The sequence below is a fragment of the Streptomyces sp. AN091965 genome, assembly GCF_022698285.1.
Taxonomy (GTDB): Bacteria; Actinomycetota; Actinomycetes; order Streptomycetales; family Streptomycetaceae; genus Streptomyces.
This window is the reverse complement of the sequence record NZ_JALDMY010000001.1, coordinates 6,952,863-6,970,145: the sequence shown is the minus strand read 5'-3', so window position 1 is coordinate 6,970,145 and position 17,283 is coordinate 6,952,863. Positions and strand designations below refer to the sequence as shown.

Here is a 17,283-nt window from a genome sequence, read left to right as displayed (position 1 = left end):
GGCGGAGCCCTCAGCCCTCGCGCCCCGGAGGCGTCAGCGCACGCCGCAGCCGGTCGAGCAGGGGCGTGCCGCCGCGGCGGCGGTGTCCGTGCACCCGCGGGTCGTCCGTGACGTCGTACCGCTTCACGTACGCCCCGAGGAACGCCTGCAGCGTCGCCACCGCCGGGATGGCGATCAGGGCGCCGACCGCGCCGAGCAGCGCCGTGCCCGCGATGACTGACCCGAAGGCGACCGCCGGGTGGATGTCCACGCTCTTGGCGGTGAGCTTGGGCTGCAGGACGTAGTTCTCGAACTGCTGGTAGATGACCACGAAGCCCAGCACCCACACCGCGTACCAAGGGTCGACGGTGAAGGCGATCAGCATCGGCAGGGCGCCCGCCAGGTACGTACCGATCGTCGGGATGAACTGCGACACCAGGCCCACCCACACCGCGAGGGCAGGGGCGTAGGGCACTTCGAGGATCTGCAGCAGGATGTAGTGCGCGATCCCGGAGATCAGTGCCATCAGGCCGCGCGAGTAGAGGTAGCCGCCGGTCTTGTTGACCGCGATCTCCCAGGCGCGCAGCACCTCGGCCTGCTTGGCGGGCGGGAGCACGGAGCACAGCGCGCGCCGCAGCCGGGGCCCGTCGGCGGCGAAGTAGAACGAGAACAGCAGGATCGTCAGGAGCTGGAAGAGGCCCCCGAGCACCTGCGCGGAGACGTCCAGGACGCCGCTCGCGCTGTTCTGCACGTACTTCCGCAGCCAGTCGGAGTGGACCAGGCTGTCCTGGACCTCGACGCGGGACAGGTCCGTGTCGAAGGTCTGGTTGATCCAGCGGATGACCTTGTCCAGGTAGTCCGGGAAGTCCTCGACCATGTCGACGATCTGGCCCGCGAGCATCGAGCCCATCATCGTGATGAAGCCCGCGGTGGCGATGATCACGCCGAGGAAGACGATGCCCGTGGCCAGGCCCCGGCGCAGCCCGCGCGCCGCCATCCAGCTCACGGCGGGCTCGACGGCGAGCGCCAGGAAGAACGCGATCAGGATGTTGATCAGCAGTCCGGTCAGCTGGTGGAAGGCCCAGCTGCCGAGCTGGAAACAGGCGACCAGGGCGAGCGCGAGCACCATGGCACGCGGCAGCCAGCGCGGCATGCCCGCGCCACGTCCCTGCTCGGCCCCGGCAGGGGGCTGGGCGGGCGGCGTGGTGCCGGGCGGCGTCATGGCCTCGGAGGTGATCTGCGCGGTGTCGTCTGTGGGTGCCACCGTGCCAGTCTCGCCCACGGAGGCGGCGATCGGCCGTCGCCCCCGCCTGTTCGCGGCGCTCCTCACATCCCGCACGCGGCGCCGCGGACTCCGTGCGCCCGCGCGGGGCTCCGTGTGCTCGCCCCGGGGACACCTCCCGGCCCCTGGAGGGACGTCTCGTCGCCTCCGTGGATCAGCGTTTTTCGGCCGGTACGTCCACGGCCTTGCACACCGCCCGCCAGACCTCCTTCGCCTCCCAGCCCGCGTCCAGTGCTTCGTGCACCGTCCGTCCGCCCAGCTCGGACATCACGTGGTCGCGCGCGAAGGAGTCCGCGTACCCCGCGCCGAAGTGGGCTGCCATTCGCTGCCAGAAGACCGTCAACCGCATGCGTCCAGTATCGCGCCCCTGAGAGTGCAGCCGAGCCCGGAGGGCTTGTCGGCGGCGCATTCCGCCCTACCGTCGGAACATGGCCGAAAACGGAGCGTCCCCGCACGCCGCGTCCTCCCCGCTCGCGCGCGCCGAACAGTTCGTCTGGCTCACCGCGCGCGTCCTCGAACAGCGACGCTTCGCGTACCACTTCCTGAACGGCACAGACGGCACAGACGGCACGGACAGCGCCGACGGCGCCGACACGGTGGAAACGGCGCTGGCCGCGTACGGCAACGCGGACGGTGGGTACGGCCACGCGCTCGAACCCGATCTGCGCGGACCCGTCAGCCAGCCGCTGCACACCGGTCACGCGCTGCGGGTCCTGGACTCCATCGGCCGCTGCGGCGGGCTGCGGGTGGAGCGCGTGTGCCGTTATCTGACCTCGGTGTCGACGGCCGACGGCGCCCTGCCGGCGATCCATCCGAGCCAGCGCGGCTACCCCCTGGCGCCGTTCGTGCCCGTGGTGGACGACCCGCCGAGCGAGCTGCTCGCCACCGGGCCCGTGGTGGGCCTGCTGCACCGCAACGAGGTCTGGCACGCCTGGCTGTTCCGGGCCACCGACTTCTGCTGGCAGGCCGTGGAGTCCCTGGAGAAGTCGCATCCGTACGAGGTCCAGGCTGCGGTCGCCTTCCTGGACGGCGCGCCGGACCGCCCGCGCGCGGAGGCGGCGGCCGACCGGCTCGGCCGTCTGGTGCGCGAGCAGCGCCTCGTGGCCCTGGAGCCGGAGCGGGCCGACGCGTATCCGGTGCCCGAGGGGTACGCGCCGGGTGAACACCACTTCGCCCACGACTTCGCGAAGTCCCCGGACTCGCTCGCCCGCGCCTGGTTCACGGACGAGGAGATGGCGCGCTCCCTGGACTTCCTCGTGAACGACCAGCAAGAAGACGGCGGTTGGCCGATCCGGTGGCGTCAGTGGGCTCCGGGCACCGCCCTGGAGTGGCGGCCGATCGTGACGATCGAGGCCCTGCGCACGCTCGCCGCGCACGGGCGGCCGATCGGCTGAGCCGGTCCCCGGGGTGGCGGCCCGGCCGTCACCCCGTGAGTGCCCGCACGCCCGCCGTGACGGCGACGGCGGCGGCGATGACGACCAGGAACGGCGCGCGCAGCAGCAGCGCCACGACGGCCGCCGCGAGCCCCGCGGCCTTGGCGTCGAGCACCAGGGTCCGGCCGTCGGCGAAGGCCTGCTGGGCGGTGAGGGCGGCGAGCAGCGCGACCGGCAGCAGGGCGGCCATGCGCTTCACGAGCGGCCGCTCCAGGGCTCCGGCGGGCACCAGGAGCCCCGCGAGCTTGACCGCGTAGCAGCTGACGGCGGTCACGGCGATGGCTGTCCAGATGTTCAACGGTCGCCCCTTTGGGTCGTGCGCTGGGCGCGGAGGCCCTCTCCGTAGAGGACGATCGGCACGGCGAGCGCGGCCGCCAGGACCGGTACGCCCGCGGGCAGCACGGGCAGCAGTCCGAGTCCCAGGAGGACCGCGACGGCGGCGACCGTGCGCTCCTGGGCGGTACGGACCATCGGTGCGAGGAGGGCGAGGAAGACCGCGGGGCCCGCGGCGTCGAGGCCCCAGGCGTCGGTGTCCCCGATCGCCTCGGCGCCGACCGCGCCCGCGAGGGTGGTCAGGTTCCACAGCGCGTAGAGGCTGAGCCCCGTCACGGTGAAGCCGATGCGGGCACTCCGCCGTCCGCGCTGCGCGAGCGACACAGCCGCGGTCTCGTCGATCACCCAGTGGGCCGCGAACGGCCGCACCGCGCGCGGGAGGGCCAGCAACTGGGAGAGCCGCAGCCCGTAGAACGCGTTGCGCACGCCCAGGAAGAACGCGCCCGCCGCAGCGGTGAACGGGTTCCCGCCCCCGGCGAGCGCGCCCACCAGGGCGAACTGGGAGGCCCCCGTGAACACCAGAAGGCTCAGTGCACAGGTCTGCAGCACGGTGAGGCCACTGCCCGCCGAGGTCACGCCGAAGGCGAATCCCGAGAGGCCGACGGCGATGCCGACGCCAAGAGCGTCACGGACGACGGCGGAGTCCGGACGGTCCGAGACGGTCTCCGCATCGACTGCGGGGGCTGCCACCTCGTCCGCGGGGGCTGCCACCTCGTCCGCGGGGGCTGCCACCTCGTCCGCGGGGGCGTCGAGAGGGTCGACGCCCCCGGCTATGTCCGTGCTGGTGATGTCTGCGGGTGATGTTCGTTCTGCCACGCCGAGGACGCTACGAGGAGCCCGCCCGGACGGTCTTGTACGTTCTTGCGCTCCCGCTGGTACGCGCCCGGGGGCACGCCCACGATGCGGGTGAAGTGGCGGTTGAGGTGCGGCTGGTCGGTGAAGCCGACGGCCACGGCCGCGTCGGCGGGCGTCGTACCGGCGTCCAGGAGGTGGCGGGCGCGGCGCACGCGCGCGTCGGTGAGCCAGGCGTGCGGCGGCATGCCGTACGCGTCACGGAAGGCGCGCAGCAGGGCGAAGGGCCCGACGCCGAGGTCGGCGGCCAGCCGGTCCAGGCTCGGCGGGTCGGTGAGGCGCTCTTCGAGCACGGCACGCGCGCGTGCGGCGACGCGGTGGCCCGCCGACCGCACGGCCCGCTCGGGCAGGGCGCCGCCGTTGAGCCGCAGCATCCGGGTCACGGTGATCCGCAGGAACGTGTCGGCGGCCAGGGCGTTGCCTTCCTCGGCGGCGCGCAGCACCTGGTGGACGAGGGCCACCGCGTACGCGTCCTCGAACACCGGCTGAACGAAGCCGGGCGTGCCGCGGAGGGCCGTCGTCTCCGCGGCGATGGCCGCGACCAGCTCCGGCGCCGGGTACACCGCGCCGTACCGCCAGCCCTCGGGCCCTCCGCCCCGCCCGGTGTGCGAGGTGTCGGGGTTGATCAGGGCGAGCATGCCGGGGCCCGCGTGCCGGTCGGCGCCGGTGTGGTGGAAGACGTCGACGCCTTCGGTGACCGCGGCCAGCACGAAGTGCTCGTGGGTGTGCCGCGCGAAGGTCTTGCGGACGTAGCGGGCCCGCAGCAGGTCGACGCCGGGCAGCTCGGCGTAGGTCCAGTGCCGCGCCCGCTCAGCCGAACCTGTCATGCCGCCATTCTGCGCCAGTGGCGCAAACCGTTTCCCGGCCCGCGGCACCGGCCCGCGGCACCGGCTCGGCGGCCGGGCCCCGGCGCACTGGGCACGGCCGGGCGGGAAGCGCCGCCCGCGCCGCTCAGGGCATGTCGTTCACGCAGGTCAGGGCCATTGTCAGTGGCGGGGTGCACGATGGGTCCATGGCTCGGTCCGCGCGCAGCGCCCCCGGCGCCCCCGGCGCCCTCGACGGATTCTCCCCCGCGACCCGCGGCTGGTTCACGGGGGCCTTCTCCGCGCCCACGTCCGCCCAGGCGGGAGCCTGGCGGGCGATCGCGGAGGGCTCGGACGTGCTCGTGGTCGCCCCGACCGGCTCCGGCAAGACCCTGGCCGCGTTCCTCGCCGCGCTGGACCAGCTGGCCTCGTCCCCGCCCCCGGCGGACCCCAAGAAGCGCTGCCGGGTGCTGTACGTGTCGCCGCTCAAGGCCCTCGCGGTCGACGTGGAGCGCAATCTGCGCAGCCCGCTCACCGGCATCCGGCAGGAGTCCGTGCGCCTGAGCCTGCCCGAGCCCGAGGTGCGGGTGGGCATCCGCTCCGGTGACACTCCGGCGGCCGAGCGCCGCGCCCTGGCCACCCGGCCGCCGGACATCCTGATCACGACACCGGAGTCGCTGTTCCTGATGCTCACGTCCGCCACGCGGGACGCGCTGACGGGCATCGAGACGGTGATCCTGGACGAGGTGCATGCGGTCGCGGGCACCAAGCGCGGCGCGCATCTCGCCCTGACCCTGGAGCGGCTCGACGCGCTCCTGAAGCGCCCCGCCCGCCGGATCGGCCTGTCCGCCACGGTCCGCCCGGTGGACGAGGTGGCGCGCTATCTCTCGCCGCAGCGCAGGGTGGAGGTCGTCCAGCCCGCATCGGGCAAGGAGTTCGACCTGTCGGTCGTCGTCCCGGTCGAGGACCTGGGCGAGCTGGGCGGCTCCCCGGCGGCCGACTCCGACCAGGGAGCGGAGCGCCCGTCCATCTGGCCGCACGTCGAGGAGCGCATCACCGACCTCGTCCAGGCCCACCGCTCGACGATCGTCTTCGCCAACTCCCGCCGCCTGGCCGAGCGCCTGTGCAACCGCCTCAACGAGATCGCGTACGAGCGGGCCACGGGCGAGCCCCTCCCCGAGGACCACTCCCCGGCCGAGCTGATGGCGGAGTCGGGCGCCGCCAAGGGCGCGCCCCCCGTCCTCGCCCGCGCCCACCACGGCTCGGTCTCCAAGGAGCAGCGCGCCCAGGTCGAGGAGGACCTGAAGGCGGGCCGCCTCCCCGCCGTGGTCGCCACCTCCAGCCTGGAGCTGGGCATCGACATGGGCGCCGTCGACCTGGTGGTGCAGGTCGAGTCGCCGCCGTCCGTGGCCTCCGGGCTCCAGCGCGTGGGCCGCGCGGGGCACCAGGTGGGCGCGGTCTCCACCGGAGTCGTCTTCCCGAAGTACCGGGGCGACCTGGTCCAGGCCGCCGTCGTCACGGAGCGGATGCGCCAAGGCGCCATCGAGTCCCTGCGCGTCCCGGCGAACCCACTGGACGTCCTGGCCCAGCAGCTCGTCGCGATGGTGGCCCTGGACGCCTGGCAGGCGGACGACCTCCTGGCCCTGGTCCGCCGTGCCGCACCGTTCAGTGCGCTGCCCGAGTCGGCGTTCATCTCGGTCCTGGACATGCTCGCCGGGCGGTATCCCTCCGACGCGTTCGCGGAGCTGCGCCCGCGCGTGGTGTGGGACCGGGTCGCGGGCACGGTCACCGGCCGCCCCGGGGCACAGCGCCTCGCGGTGACCTCCGGGGGCACGATTCCCGACCGGGGCCTCTTCGGGGTCTTCCTCGCAGGCGCCGACCCGAAGAAGGGCGGCGGCCGCGTCGGTGAGCTCGACGAGGAGATGGTCTACGAATCGCGCGTGGGCGACGTCTTCACGCTGGGCACCAGCTCCTGGCGCATCGAGGACATCACGCGCGACCGCGTCCTCGTGTCCCCCGCACCCGGCGTCCCCGGCCGACTGCCGTTCTGGAAGGGCGACCAGCTGGGCCGCCCGCTCGAACTGGGGCGCGCCCTGGGGGCGTTCCTGCGCGAGATCGGCTCGCTGCCGCAGGACGACGCGCGCGAGCGCCTCCGGGCGGCGGGCCTCGACACCTGGGCAGCGGACAACGTACTGGCGTACCTCGCCGAACAGCGCGAGGCCTGCGGGCACATCCCGGACGACCGCACGATCGTGGTCGAGCGGTTCCGCGACGAGCTGGGCGACTGGCGGGTCGTCGTGCACTCGCCGTTCGGCGCGCAGGTGCACGCGCCCTGGGCCCTCGCGCTCGGCGCCCGCCTCACCGAGCGGTACGGCATGGACGCCCAGGTGATGCACGCCGACGACGGCATCGTGCTGCGCCTGCCGGACGCCGACCTGATGGGCCTCGACCTGCTCGACCAGGAGCCGGTGGACGTCACCGTGGACTCGGCGTTCGACCCCGAGCAGGCCCCTGTCGGCGCGGCGGACGTCACCTTCGACAAGGGCGAGGTCAGCCAGGTCGTCACCGATCAGGTGGGCGGCTCGGCACTGTTCGCGGCGCGCTTTCGCGAGTGCGCCGCCCGCGCGCTGCTGCTGCCGCGCCGCAATCCCGGCAAGCGCACCCCGCTGTGGCAGCAGCGGCAGCGTGCCGCCCAGCTCTTGGAGGTCACCAGCGAGTTCGGCTCCTTCCCGATCATCCTGGAGGCCGTCAGGGAGTGCCTCCAGGACGTCTTCGACGTTCCGGGCCTCACGGAGCTGATGGGCGACATCGAGTCCCGCCGCGTCCGGCTCGTGGAGGTCACCACCCCGGAGCCGTCCCCGTTCGCCCGCTCCCTGCTGTTCGGATACGTAGCCCAGTTCCTGTACGAGGGCGACTCACCCCTCGCCGAGCGCCGCGCGGCCGCCCTGTCCCTCGACTCCCGTCTCCTCGCCGAGCTCCTGGGCCAGGCCGAGCTGCGCGAACTGCTCGACGCGGACGTCCTCACCGAGCTGGAGCGCGAGCTCCAGTGGCGCACGGAGGACCGCCGCGTCAAGGACGCCGAGGGCGTCGCCGACCTGTTGCGCCTGCTCGGCCCGCTCACGGACGCCGAACTGGCCGAGCGGGGCGCGGAGCCCGCCTGGGCCGAGGACCTCGCGGCGGCCCGCCGCGCCATCCGCGTCCGGATCGCCGGGGCCGACCACTGGGCTGCCATCGAGGACGCGGGCCGCCTGCGCGACGCCCTGGGGACGGCCTTGCCGGTCGGTGTCCCCGAGGCCTTCACGGAGCCCGTGAAAGACCCCCTCGGCGACCTCCTCGGGCGCTATGCCCGCACCCACGGCCCGTTCACCTCCGCCGGGGCCGCCGCCCGCTTCGGCCTCGGCGCCGCCGTCACGGAGGGCGCGCTGCACCGCCTCGCGGCGAACGGCCGCGTCGTCCAGGGCGAGTTCCACCCGGCGGGCATCGGCCAGGAGTGGTGCGACGCGGCCGTGCTGCGCCGTCTGCGCCGCCGCTCCCTCGCCGCGCTCCGCCAGGAGCTGGAACCGGTGCCCCCGGCCGCGCTCGCCCAGTTCCTGCCGCAGTGGCAGCACCTGAGCGGCCACGGCCTGCGGGGCGTCGACGGCCTCGTACGCGCGATCGAGCAGCTCCAGGGCGCGTCCGTGCCCGCTTCGGCCCTGGAGAAGCTCGTGCTGCCCTCCCGCATGGCGGGATACGCCCCGGCGATGCTCGACGAGCTCACCGCCGCCGGAGAGGTGCTGTGGGCCGGAGCCGGGTCCCTGCCGGGCAAGGACGGCTGGGTCTCGCTCTATCTGGCCGACGCCGCGCCCCTGCTGCTGCCGCCCGCGCACCCCCTGGAGCTCACCGCGGTCCATCAATCCGTCCTGGACGCGCTCTCCGGAGGGTACGGCCTGTTCTTCCGGCAGATCGCCGACCAGGTCCGCGCCACCACGCACCCGGACGCCACCGACCCCCAGCTGGCCGACGCGCTGTGGGACCTGGCCTGGTCGGGCCGGCTCACGAACGACACGCTCGCCCCCATGCGCTCCCTCCTCGGTTCGGGCCGCACGGCGGGGTCCACGGCCCACCGTGCGAAGCGCGCCGTCCCGCGCGGGCGCTACGGCAGCCTGACCGCCGCCGCCCGCCCCGTCTCCCGCACCGGCCCGCCGACCGTCGCGGGCCGCTGGTCGCTGCTGCCCGCCCGTGAGCCCGACCCGACCCTGCGCGCCCACGCGCTGGCCCGCACGCTGCTCGACCGGCACGGCGTGGTGACCCGGGGCGCGGTCGCCGCCGAGGGCGTCGAGGGCGGCTTCTCGGCGACGTACCGGATCCTGTCGGCCTTCGAGGACAACGGCCAGGCCCGTCGCGGGTACGTGGTGGAGGGGCTCGGCGCGGCCCAGTTCGCCATGGACGGCGCCGTGGACCGGCTGCGCGCCACGGCCAGCGCGCGGGAGCGCTCGGCCACCGGGCACAGCACCGGGCACAGCACCGACCCCCAGGCGGTCGTCCTGGCGGCCGCCGACCCGGCGAACGCGTACGGGGCCGCCCTGCCCTGGCCCGACCCCCCGGCCGAAGCCGGTCACAAGCCGGGCCGCAAGGCGGGCTCCCTGGTCGTCCTGGTCGACGGCGAGCTGGCGCTGTACGTGGAGCGCGGCGGCAAGACGGTCCTGGCCTGGGCGTCGTCCGAGGCCGACCAGGACCCCAGGCTCCTCGCGGCCGCGACCGCGCTGGCCTCGGCCGCCAAGGCGGGCGCGCTGGGCACGGTCACCGTGGAGCGCATCAACGGCGCCCCCGCTCTGACCTCCCCCTTGGCCCCCCTCCTGGAGCACACCGGCTTCCACGCCACCCCGAGAGGCCTCCGCGTGCGCGCCTGACCCCGCCCGGCCCCGGGACGGCCGCCCGGCCGGGAGCTGGGGCAGCCTTGCAGCCCGGGCCCGGGACGACCCCCGGGGGCCCGCAGCGGTCGTCCGATCCGGCCCGTGGCGACCTCCCAGCCGGGCACCGGGGCGCCCCAGCCCGGCCGCAGCGGCCCGACCGGTCCAGACCCGTGGCAACCTCCAGCCCAGCACCAGGGGGCCGTCCGGCGCCGGGCAACCTCCCCAGCACCGGCACAGCGCCAGAACCTCAGCGTCGAGACCTGCCCACCCGCAATGCTCATCACCACACCAGTGCCCACCCCGACACCCAACACCCGCCCTCAGCCCCCAGCACCGGGCTGGCCCCCAACCCAGGCCAACCCCCGCCCCACCACAAAGTGACACCCTGTTCCCATGCCCGAAGGAGACACAGTCCACCAGACGGCCCGCCGCCTCCACCGGGCCCTCGCCGGTCGCACCCTGACGCGCTCCGACCTCCGCGTCCCCAAGCTGGCCACGGCCGACCTGACCGGCCGCGCCGTCCTGGACGTCACCCCTCGCGGCAAGCACCTGCTCACCCGCGTGGAGGGCGGCCTCACCCTCCACTCGCACCTGCGCATGGACGGCTCCTGGAAGATCTACGCCCCCGACGAACGCTGGCGCGGCGGGCCCGCCCACCAGATCCGGGCCATCCTCGCCACCGCCGACCACACGGCCGTGGGGTACCGCCTGCCCGTCCTCGAACTGCTCCGCACCGCCGACGAACAGCGCGCCGTCGGCCACCTGGGCCCCGACCTCCTCGGCCCCGACTGGGACCCCGACCAGGCCCTGCGCAACCTCCTCACGGCCCCCGAGCGCGCCCTCGGCGAGGCCCTGCTCGACCAGCGCAACCTCGCGGGCATCGGCAACATCTACAAGAGCGAGCTGTGCTTCCTGCTCGGCGTCACCCCCTGGCTGCCGATCGGCGAACTCCCCGCCGATACGGCGAACCGGCTGCCCGCCCTCGCCAAGAAGCTCCTGGAAGCCAACCGCGACCGCCCCGACCGCACGACCACGGGCGTCCCCCGCCCCGGCCGACGGCTGTACGTGTACGGCCGGGCGCCGCGCCCCTGTCTGCGCTGCGGCACCCCCGTACGGACGGCGGACCAGGGCGACGGCTCCCGCCAGCGCCCGACGTACTGGTGCCCGACCTGTCAGCGAGGGCCGACGCCCCCGACCGGTAACCGCCCCGCCCCAACTAATTGACGGCCCGTCAGCTCTCTCCTACGGTCCCGTCATGCCCCTCAAGGCGTACGACCTCACCGGCCGCACCGCGTTCGTCACCGGCGCGGCGAGCGGCATCGGCCGCGCCAGTGCCGTCCTGCTCGCGCGGGCGGGAGCCGCGGTGCACTGCGCCGACCGGGACGCACCGGGCCTGCACGAGACGGCCGGCCTCATCAAGGAGACCGGCGGCACCGCCCATCCGCACCTCCTGGACGTCACCGACCGGGCGCAGGTGGAGCGGGCCGTGGCGGACGCGGCCACCGCGACGGGCCGCGTCGACGTCCTGGCCGCCATCGCCGGGATCATGCACAGCAGCACGGTCCTGGAGACCCGCGAGGAGGACCTCGACCGGGTCCTGGGCGTGAACTTCAAGGGAGTCCTGTACGCCTGCCGGGCGGCGGCCCGCGTGATGATCGAAGCGGGGGCGGGCGGCAGCATCGTCACGATGGCGTCGGGCGCCGTGGACACGGGCGGGCCCGGACTGCTCTGCTACGGCGCTTCGAAGGCCGCGGTGGTGCAGCTGACGAAGACGCTGGCCACCGAGGTCGGACCGCACGGCATCCGCGTCAACGCCGTGGCGCCGGGCTGGATCCGTACGCCGATGACCGACCGCCACGACGCCGCGGCGCGGGCCCACACCGAGGACCTCATGGCCCGGAGGTCGCCGCTCGGCCGCGTCGGCGAGCCGGAGGACGTCGCCCATGCCGTGCTGTACCTGGCCTCGGACGCAGCGGCGTTCACGACCGGCCAGATCCTCCGCCCCAACGGCGGCGTGGCGATGCCTTGGTAGCGGAGCCGCGCACCGACCGGCCACGCCCCCACGCCCGGGGAGCCGGACGCCCCCGCACCCGGGCCCGCTCCGTCCCCGCGGCCGCGCGCCCCCGCACCCCGGTACCGCGCCGGCGAGGGCCCGCCACGCCCAGCGCCCGCTCCTTGGGCACGCAGTGCACGGGCAGCAGGCTCAGCCCCCAGCCCCCAGCGGCGATCGTGCCCTCCAGTGCCCCCGCGTCGGGCGTCACCGCGAGCCGCAGCACCGCCCACCACCACAGGGCGGCGAGACCGAGAGCCGAAGTCCACCGCAGGACGCGCCCCGCCACGGCTGTCACCTCCCGCCAGACGACGCTAGACCCGGCCCGTCCCCCGGCGGCAGGGCGCACCGGGCGCACCGAAGGTGCGCGAGCGCCGTCGACCGGCCCGCCCACCGCGGCGGGCGCCCCGCCGGTGCGGAGCCGCTATCCGTTCTCGGCCTGGAACATCCAGTGGTGCTTCTCCAGGTCGGCCGTGATGCCGATGAAGATGTCCTGGCTCACCGGATCGGCGTCGCCGGTGGCGTTCACCCGCTCGCGCATCCGCGTGATCACCGCGCCGAGGGCCGCCACGAGCGTGCCCACCGCGTCCGTGTCCTTGACCCAGCCTTCGGGGACGGCGCCGATGCCGCTGCTGCCCGCCACGGTGGCGGCGCGGCCGTCGGGCGGGACGCCGAGCGTCGAGGCCCGCTCCGCGACCGTGTCGGAGTGCAGCCGTGCGGTGTCGACGACCTCGTCGAGCTGGAGGTGGATGGAGCGGAAGCGCGGCCCGACCACGTTCCAGTGGATCTGCTTGGCGATCAGGGACAGGTCGACGAGGTCGACGAGCGCGCCCTGCAGGGCCTCGGACACCGTCTTCAGATCAGCGTCGGGCAGCGGACTCTTGACGACGTACATCGGTCACCTCCGGCTACACGGGGTCATCCAGGCGTGTTCGACCACGCGGATACCCGCGCCCGGGGCCGAACACCCATCAACCATCGCGCACCGGCTCTACTACGGCCACTTCGGAAAGCAGGCCGCTCCACGGGCGGCGGCGCGCAGGGCGCCGCGTACCGTCGCAGGGACAGCGAAGGCCCCGGCCGGAACACCCGGCCAGGGCCTTCACCACGTATGGTCACCCGGAGGTCACGCGGCGACGACGTCGACCGCCTCCGCGGGTGCCTTGATCGTGACCCGTTCCGGTGGCACGCCGGTCACCGAGACGGAATTGAGCATCGGGCGGACCGGTGCCCGCACCGGTTCCGTGGCCGCTGCCGACTCGGCCAGCTCGGCGAGCGAGAGCTCGTCGCTCACTTCTCGCATGAGCTCGGACATCCGTACGTCAAGCGCGTCGCAGATCGCGGAAAGCAGCTCGGAGGAAGCCTCCTTCTGCCCCCGCTCCACCTCGGAGAGATAGCCGAGTGAGACTCGGGCGGACGAGGAGACTTCGCGCAGAGTACGGCCCTGGCGCTGGCGCTGCCGACGCAGCACGTCACCCAGCAGGCGACGGAGCAGAATCATCGGTGGCTCCCTCCTCGGACCGCGTAGCCGCATCCTTCACGCCCCACCGTACCGCCTTGCGCGGCGGCCGTGCGGGGAGCGATGTCGTGTTCACTCAGGGCTGCAAACATCAAGTCCCCCCGTTCTGTTCCGTATCCTGTGCGCGCTCGTTCCCGGCGCGTTCGCCGGAGAGCTGCTCTAGGAGCAGGCATAGCACGCCGCGGACGCTCTCCATACGGATTTCCGTACGGTTTCCGTTCAACCGCAGAGTCGCTACTTTCCCCTCAGAGCGAAGCGGGGAACCAGCATCCGCAACGCCCGGAGCGACCTCGGCAGAACCGATTGCGCCTCCCGCACCTGCGGAAACCGCCACGTACACCGTCCCCACCGGCTGTCCGTCCTGTGGTTCGGGCCCGGCGACGCCGGTGGTCGCGATCCCCCAGTCCGCCCCGAGGAGCCGCCGCACCCCGGCCGCCATCTGCAGGGCGACCTCGGCGTCCACGGCCCCGCGGGCGGCGAGCAGGGCGCCGTCGACCCCGAGGAGCTCCCGCTTGAGCTCCGTCGCGTACGCGGTCACGGACCCCCGGAAGACCCGCGAGGCTCCCGGTACGGCCGTCACCTCGGCGGCCACGAGGCCTCCGGTCAGCGACTCGGCGACCCCCAGGGTCTCACCCCGCTCGCCGAGCAGCCGCAGCACCTCGGCCGCGGCCCCTGCGGCGGCCTCGGCGGACGCCTCCGCGGCGGCGTCTCCCGGCTCGGCAGCCGCCCCAGCCGCCGCCATGCCGGAAGACCCCGAGGACCTCACTTGGCCGCCCCCGGCTCCCCTGCCTCGGAGGTCCCGGCGGCATCGGAGACGTCGGAGCCACCAGAGCCCTGGGAAGCCGCAGCGACCTCGGAGACCTCGTACGCCTCAGGCGCTACAGCAGCCTCAGGTGCCACAACAGCCTCGGACGTCCCGGCAGCCTCGGCCATGCCCCGCCGCCGCAGCACCACGGCCTGTTTCACATAGTCGAGCCCGGTCACCACGGTCAGCACGACGGCGACCGCCATCACCCAGAACCGCAGCGTGGCCAGCGGCCCGGTCAGCGCCAGGACGTACATCCCGACGGCCGTGCCCTGGGCGAGCGTCTTCATCTTGCCGCCACGGCTGGCCGGAATGACGCCGTAGCGGATCACCCAGAACCGCAGCAGCGTGATCCCGAGCTCGCGCCCGAGGATCACGAGGGTCACCCACCACGGCAGGTCCCCGAGCCAGGACAGACAGATCAGGGCGGCGCCCATGATCGCCTTGTCCGCGATGGGGTCGGCGATCTTGCCGAAGTCCGTGACCAGGTTGTACGTACGCGCCAGATGCCCGTCGAACAGGTCCGTGATCATGGCGATGGCGAAGGCGGCCCAGGCGAAGGAGCGCCACGCCGGGTCGTACCCGCCGTTGGCGAGCAGCAGCATCACGAATCCGGGCACGAGCAGCAGCCGGATCATGGTCAGCAGGTTCGCGACGTTCCACAGACTGGCCTGGTCCATCGCGGCGGCGCCGAGCTTCCCGCCGCGCACCGGCTTCGCGCCGGGCGCGCCGGAGCCGCCCGCCGCGGATGCCGGGACCTGGGTCATCTGCCCGTCCCTTCACCGGCTCCATGGGGTCGGTCGGAAGCCTCCAGGACCTCGCACTGCTCAGCCAACAGATCCACGCCCTCCGTGCCGACGACCTTTGCCACGACCATACGGCCGATCTCCAGGCCGTCCCCAGGGGCGGAATCCACGAAACGGATCTGTCCGTCGGTCTCGGGCGCCTGGTGCGCGGCCCGGCCGATGGCGCCCTCCTCGTCGTCGACGGCCTCGATAAGGACCTCGACGCGCTCGCCGACGCGCTCCTCCGCGCGCTGGGACGTCAGCTCCTCGGCGAGCCGCGCCACGCGCGCGAGCCGCTCGTCGACGACGTCCTGGTCGAGCTTGTGCTCGTAGGTCGCCGCCTCGGTGCCCTCCTCGTCGGAGTAGCCGAAGACGCCGATGGCGTCCAGGCGGGCGCCGGTGAGGAAGCGCTCAAGCTCCGCCACGTCGGCCTCGGTCTCGCCGGGGAAGCCCACGATGAAGTTGGAGCGCACACCGGCCTGCGGCGCCTTGCTCCGGATCGTGTCGAGCAGCTCCAGGAAGCGGTCGGTGTCACCGAAGCGCCGCATGGCCCGCAGGACGCCGGGCGCGGAGTGCTGGAAGGACAGGTCGAAGTACGGCACGACCTTCTCCGTCGACGTCAGGACGTCGATCAGGCCGGGGCGCATCTCGGCGGGCTGGAGGTAGCTCACCCGCACCCGCTCGATGCCGTCGACGGCCGCGAGCTCGGGCAGCAGCGTCTCCAGGAGGCGGATGTCGCCGAGGTCCTTGCCGTACGAGGTGTTGTTCTCGGAGACCAGCATGATCTCCTTCACGCCCTGCTCGGCGAGCCAGCGCGTCTCGCCGAGCACGTCCGAGGGGCGGCGCGAGATGAACGAGCCGCGGAAGGACGGGATGGCGCAGAACGAGCATCTGCGGTCGCAGCCGGAGGCCAGCTTCACGGAGGCCACGGGGCTCGCGCCGAGGCGGCGGCGCAGCGGCGCGCGCGGCCCGGACGCGGGCGCGACGCCGTCCGGCAGGTCGACCGGGGCGTGCCCGGGCAGGGCGACCTCCGTGCCGGCCTCCTGGCGCTCGGCCGGGCTGATCGGCAGGAGCTTGCGGCGGTCACGCGGGGTGTGCGCCTCGACACTGCCGCCGCCGAGGATGACCTGGAGGCGGTTGGAGATGTCGGCGTAGTCGTCGAAGCCGAGGACGCCGTCGGCTTCGGGCAGCGCGTCGGCCAGTTCCTTGCCGTAGCGCTCGGCCATGCAGCCGACGGCCACGACGGCCTGGGTGCGGCCGTGACCCTTCAGGTCATTGGCTTCGAGCAGGGCGTCGACGGAGTCCTTCTTGGCGGCTTCGACGAAGCCACAGGTGTTGACGACGGCGACATCCGCTTCCTCGGCGTCCTCCACGAGGGCCCAGCCGTCCGCCTCCAAGCGGCCTGCGAGCTCCTCCGAGTCCACCTCGTTACGGGCGCAGCCGAGCGTGACAAGGGCGACAGTGCGGCGTTCGGGCATGGTCTCAAGACTACTTCGTCCATGCGTCGGCGCCCGCCGCCAGGGTTCCTGGGCTCGCGACGGGCGCGGGGAGGGGTCCTCGGACGCCGCTGGTCAGCCGACCTCCGGGTCGCCCTTCGTGTAGGTGAGGCGCTCCACCTGGCCCGGCTCGAACTCGTTCTCGACCTGCTTGCCGTTCACGAAGAGGCTGATCGCACCGGCGTCGCCGAGCACGAGGTGGATCCTCTGCTTGTCCTGGAAGGTCTTGGACTCGCCCTGCTTGAGCAGGCCGTCGTAGAGCAGCCGGCCGTTGTGGTCCTTGGCCGAGATCCAGCTGCGCCCGTCGGAGGCGTCGACCTTGACGGTCACCTTGTCCCGGGGCACACCGGCGATGGCGCTGTCCGACGGGTCCGGCTTGGGGTCGGCGGGCTTGGAGGGGCTCGGCTTCTCGGCGGGCTTGCCGCTGGTGGGCGTGGAGCCCTCGGCAACCTGCTGTGACGAGCCCTCGTCGTCCCCGCCGCTGAACGCGGTGTACGCGACGAAGCCGATCACGGCGACGATCGCGGCGACCATGGCTGCCGTCCAGTTCGGCCGGCGCGGCTCGGAGCGGATCCGCTCGGCCTCGAACAGCGGCGCGGCCGAGGTCGGCGCCGGGGGCCGCCCGCCGCGCCCCTCGTCGTACTGTGCGAGCAGCGGGGCGGGGTCGATGCGGACGGCGCGGGCGAGCGTACGGATGTGCCCGCGCGCGTAGACGTCGCCGCCGCAGCGGGAGAAGTCGTCCTGTTCGATCGCGTGCACGATCGGGATGCGCACCCGGGTGGTCGTACTGACCTCGTCGACGGTCAGGCCCGCGTCGATGCGCGCCTGCCGGAGCACGCGGCCGATCGGGGGACGGTCCTCCGCGGGACGCTCCTGGGCAGGGCCTTCCGCGGGCCCGTCCGCGACAGCGCGGTCGTCTGCGGGGCGGTCGTCTGAAGGGCGGTCGTCTTCGGGGGAGTTGCCGATGGACACGGGTGCGCCTTTCGAGCGTGTAGCCACCTGCCGGACATTCAGTCTAGGGGGGCTGAGAAAGGGTGGGGCAACCGGGCGGACG

At 73.8% G+C, this 17,283-nt stretch carries 15 protein-coding genes; 4 read left to right on the top strand and 11 right to left on the bottom strand.

Features of this window, described 5'->3' with window-relative positions:
- Positions 1-10 precede the first annotated feature (10 nt).
- Positions 11-1,243, bottom strand: a complete 1,233-nt coding sequence (locus tag MQV74_RS29800; RefSeq protein ID WP_242724474.1) for an AI-2E family transporter — start codon at positions 1,241-1,243, stop codon at positions 11-13.
- 172 nt (positions 1,244-1,415) lie between these two features.
- Positions 1,416-1,610: a DUF3046 domain-containing protein gene (locus MQV74_RS29795; protein ID WP_138962164.1), complete on the bottom strand. Its 195-nt coding sequence runs from the start codon at positions 1,608-1,610 to the stop codon at positions 1,416-1,418.
- A 79-nt stretch (positions 1,611-1,689) separates the two neighbouring features.
- Between MQV74_RS29795 and MQV74_RS29790 the strand changes: the two genes are divergently transcribed.
- Positions 1,690-2,655, top strand: coding sequence for a hypothetical protein (locus MQV74_RS29790; protein ID WP_242724473.1), 966 nt, complete (start codon positions 1,690-1,692; stop codon positions 2,653-2,655).
- A gap of 28 nt (positions 2,656-2,683) precedes the next feature.
- Here the strand turns inward: MQV74_RS29790 and MQV74_RS29785 are convergent, their stop codons facing one another.
- The 3 genes from MQV74_RS29785 to MQV74_RS29775 all read right to left on the bottom strand — a co-directional run bounded on the left by MQV74_RS29785 (position 2,684) and on the right by MQV74_RS29775 (position 4,706).
- Positions 2,684-2,992 carry an AzlD domain-containing protein gene (locus MQV74_RS29785; RefSeq protein WP_138962162.1) on the bottom strand — a complete coding sequence of 103 codons (309 nt, stop codon included), beginning with the start codon at positions 2,990-2,992 and terminating at the stop codon, positions 2,684-2,686.
- A complete protein-coding gene (locus MQV74_RS29780) occupies positions 2,989-3,717 on the bottom strand; it encodes an AzlC family ABC transporter permease (protein WP_242729224.1) in 729 nt (242 codons plus the stop codon). The genes MQV74_RS29785 and MQV74_RS29780 overlap by 4 nt, the downstream gene beginning before the upstream one ends.
- A gap of 80 nt (positions 3,718-3,797) precedes the next feature.
- A complete protein-coding gene (locus MQV74_RS29775) occupies positions 3,798-4,706 on the bottom strand; it encodes an AraC family transcriptional regulator (protein ID WP_242724472.1) in 909 nt (302 codons plus the stop codon).
- 185 nt (positions 4,707-4,891) lie between these two features.
- Here MQV74_RS29775 and MQV74_RS29770 point away from each other — a divergent pair, with 185 nt between their 5' ends.
- From MQV74_RS29770 to MQV74_RS29760, 3 genes are all read left to right on the top strand, one after another.
- Positions 4,892-9,571, top strand: coding sequence for an ATP-dependent helicase (locus MQV74_RS29770; protein WP_242724471.1), 4,680 nt, complete (start codon positions 4,892-4,894; stop codon positions 9,569-9,571).
- Between the two features lie 396 nt (positions 9,572-9,967).
- Positions 9,968-10,798, top strand: coding sequence for a DNA-formamidopyrimidine glycosylase family protein (locus tag MQV74_RS29765; protein WP_242724465.1), 831 nt, complete (start codon positions 9,968-9,970; stop codon positions 10,796-10,798).
- Between the two features lie 31 nt (positions 10,799-10,829).
- Positions 10,830-11,606, top strand: coding sequence for an SDR family NAD(P)-dependent oxidoreductase (locus MQV74_RS29760; RefSeq protein WP_242724464.1), 777 nt, complete (start codon positions 10,830-10,832; stop codon positions 11,604-11,606).
- Positions 11,607-12,048: 442 nt separating this feature from the next.
- Here the strand turns inward: MQV74_RS29760 and MQV74_RS29750 are convergent, their stop codons facing one another.
- From MQV74_RS29750 to MQV74_RS29725, 6 genes are all read right to left on the bottom strand, one after another.
- Positions 12,049-12,519, bottom strand: a complete 471-nt coding sequence (locus MQV74_RS29750; RefSeq protein WP_242724461.1) for a Dps family protein — start codon at positions 12,517-12,519, stop codon at positions 12,049-12,051.
- A 231-nt stretch (positions 12,520-12,750) separates the two neighbouring features.
- A complete protein-coding gene (locus tag MQV74_RS29745; RefSeq protein ID WP_030688912.1) occupies positions 12,751-13,125 on the bottom strand; it encodes a helix-turn-helix domain-containing protein in 375 nt (124 codons plus the stop codon).
- 109 nt (positions 13,126-13,234) lie between these two features.
- Entirely contained in the window at positions 13,235-13,801 is a 567-nt protein-coding gene (locus MQV74_RS29740) for a CinA family protein (RefSeq protein ID WP_242729223.1), read from the bottom strand.
- A gap of 104 nt (positions 13,802-13,905) precedes the next feature.
- Positions 13,906-14,715, bottom strand: coding sequence for a CDP-diacylglycerol--glycerol-3-phosphate 3-phosphatidyltransferase (gene pgsA, locus MQV74_RS29735; protein ID WP_242724460.1), 810 nt, complete (start codon positions 14,713-14,715; stop codon positions 13,906-13,908).
- Positions 14,712-16,211 (bottom strand): 30S ribosomal protein S12 methylthiotransferase RimO, encoded by a 1,500-nt coding sequence (rimO, locus tag MQV74_RS29730; protein ID WP_242724459.1) that lies wholly within the window; start codon positions 16,209-16,211, stop codon positions 14,712-14,714. The genes pgsA and rimO overlap by 4 nt, the downstream gene beginning before the upstream one ends.
- Positions 16,212-16,304: 93 nt before the next feature.
- Positions 16,305-17,201: a helix-turn-helix domain-containing protein gene (locus MQV74_RS29725; RefSeq protein ID WP_242724458.1), complete on the bottom strand. Its 897-nt coding sequence runs from the start codon at positions 17,199-17,201 to the stop codon at positions 16,305-16,307.
- Positions 17,202-17,283 lie beyond the last annotated feature (82 nt).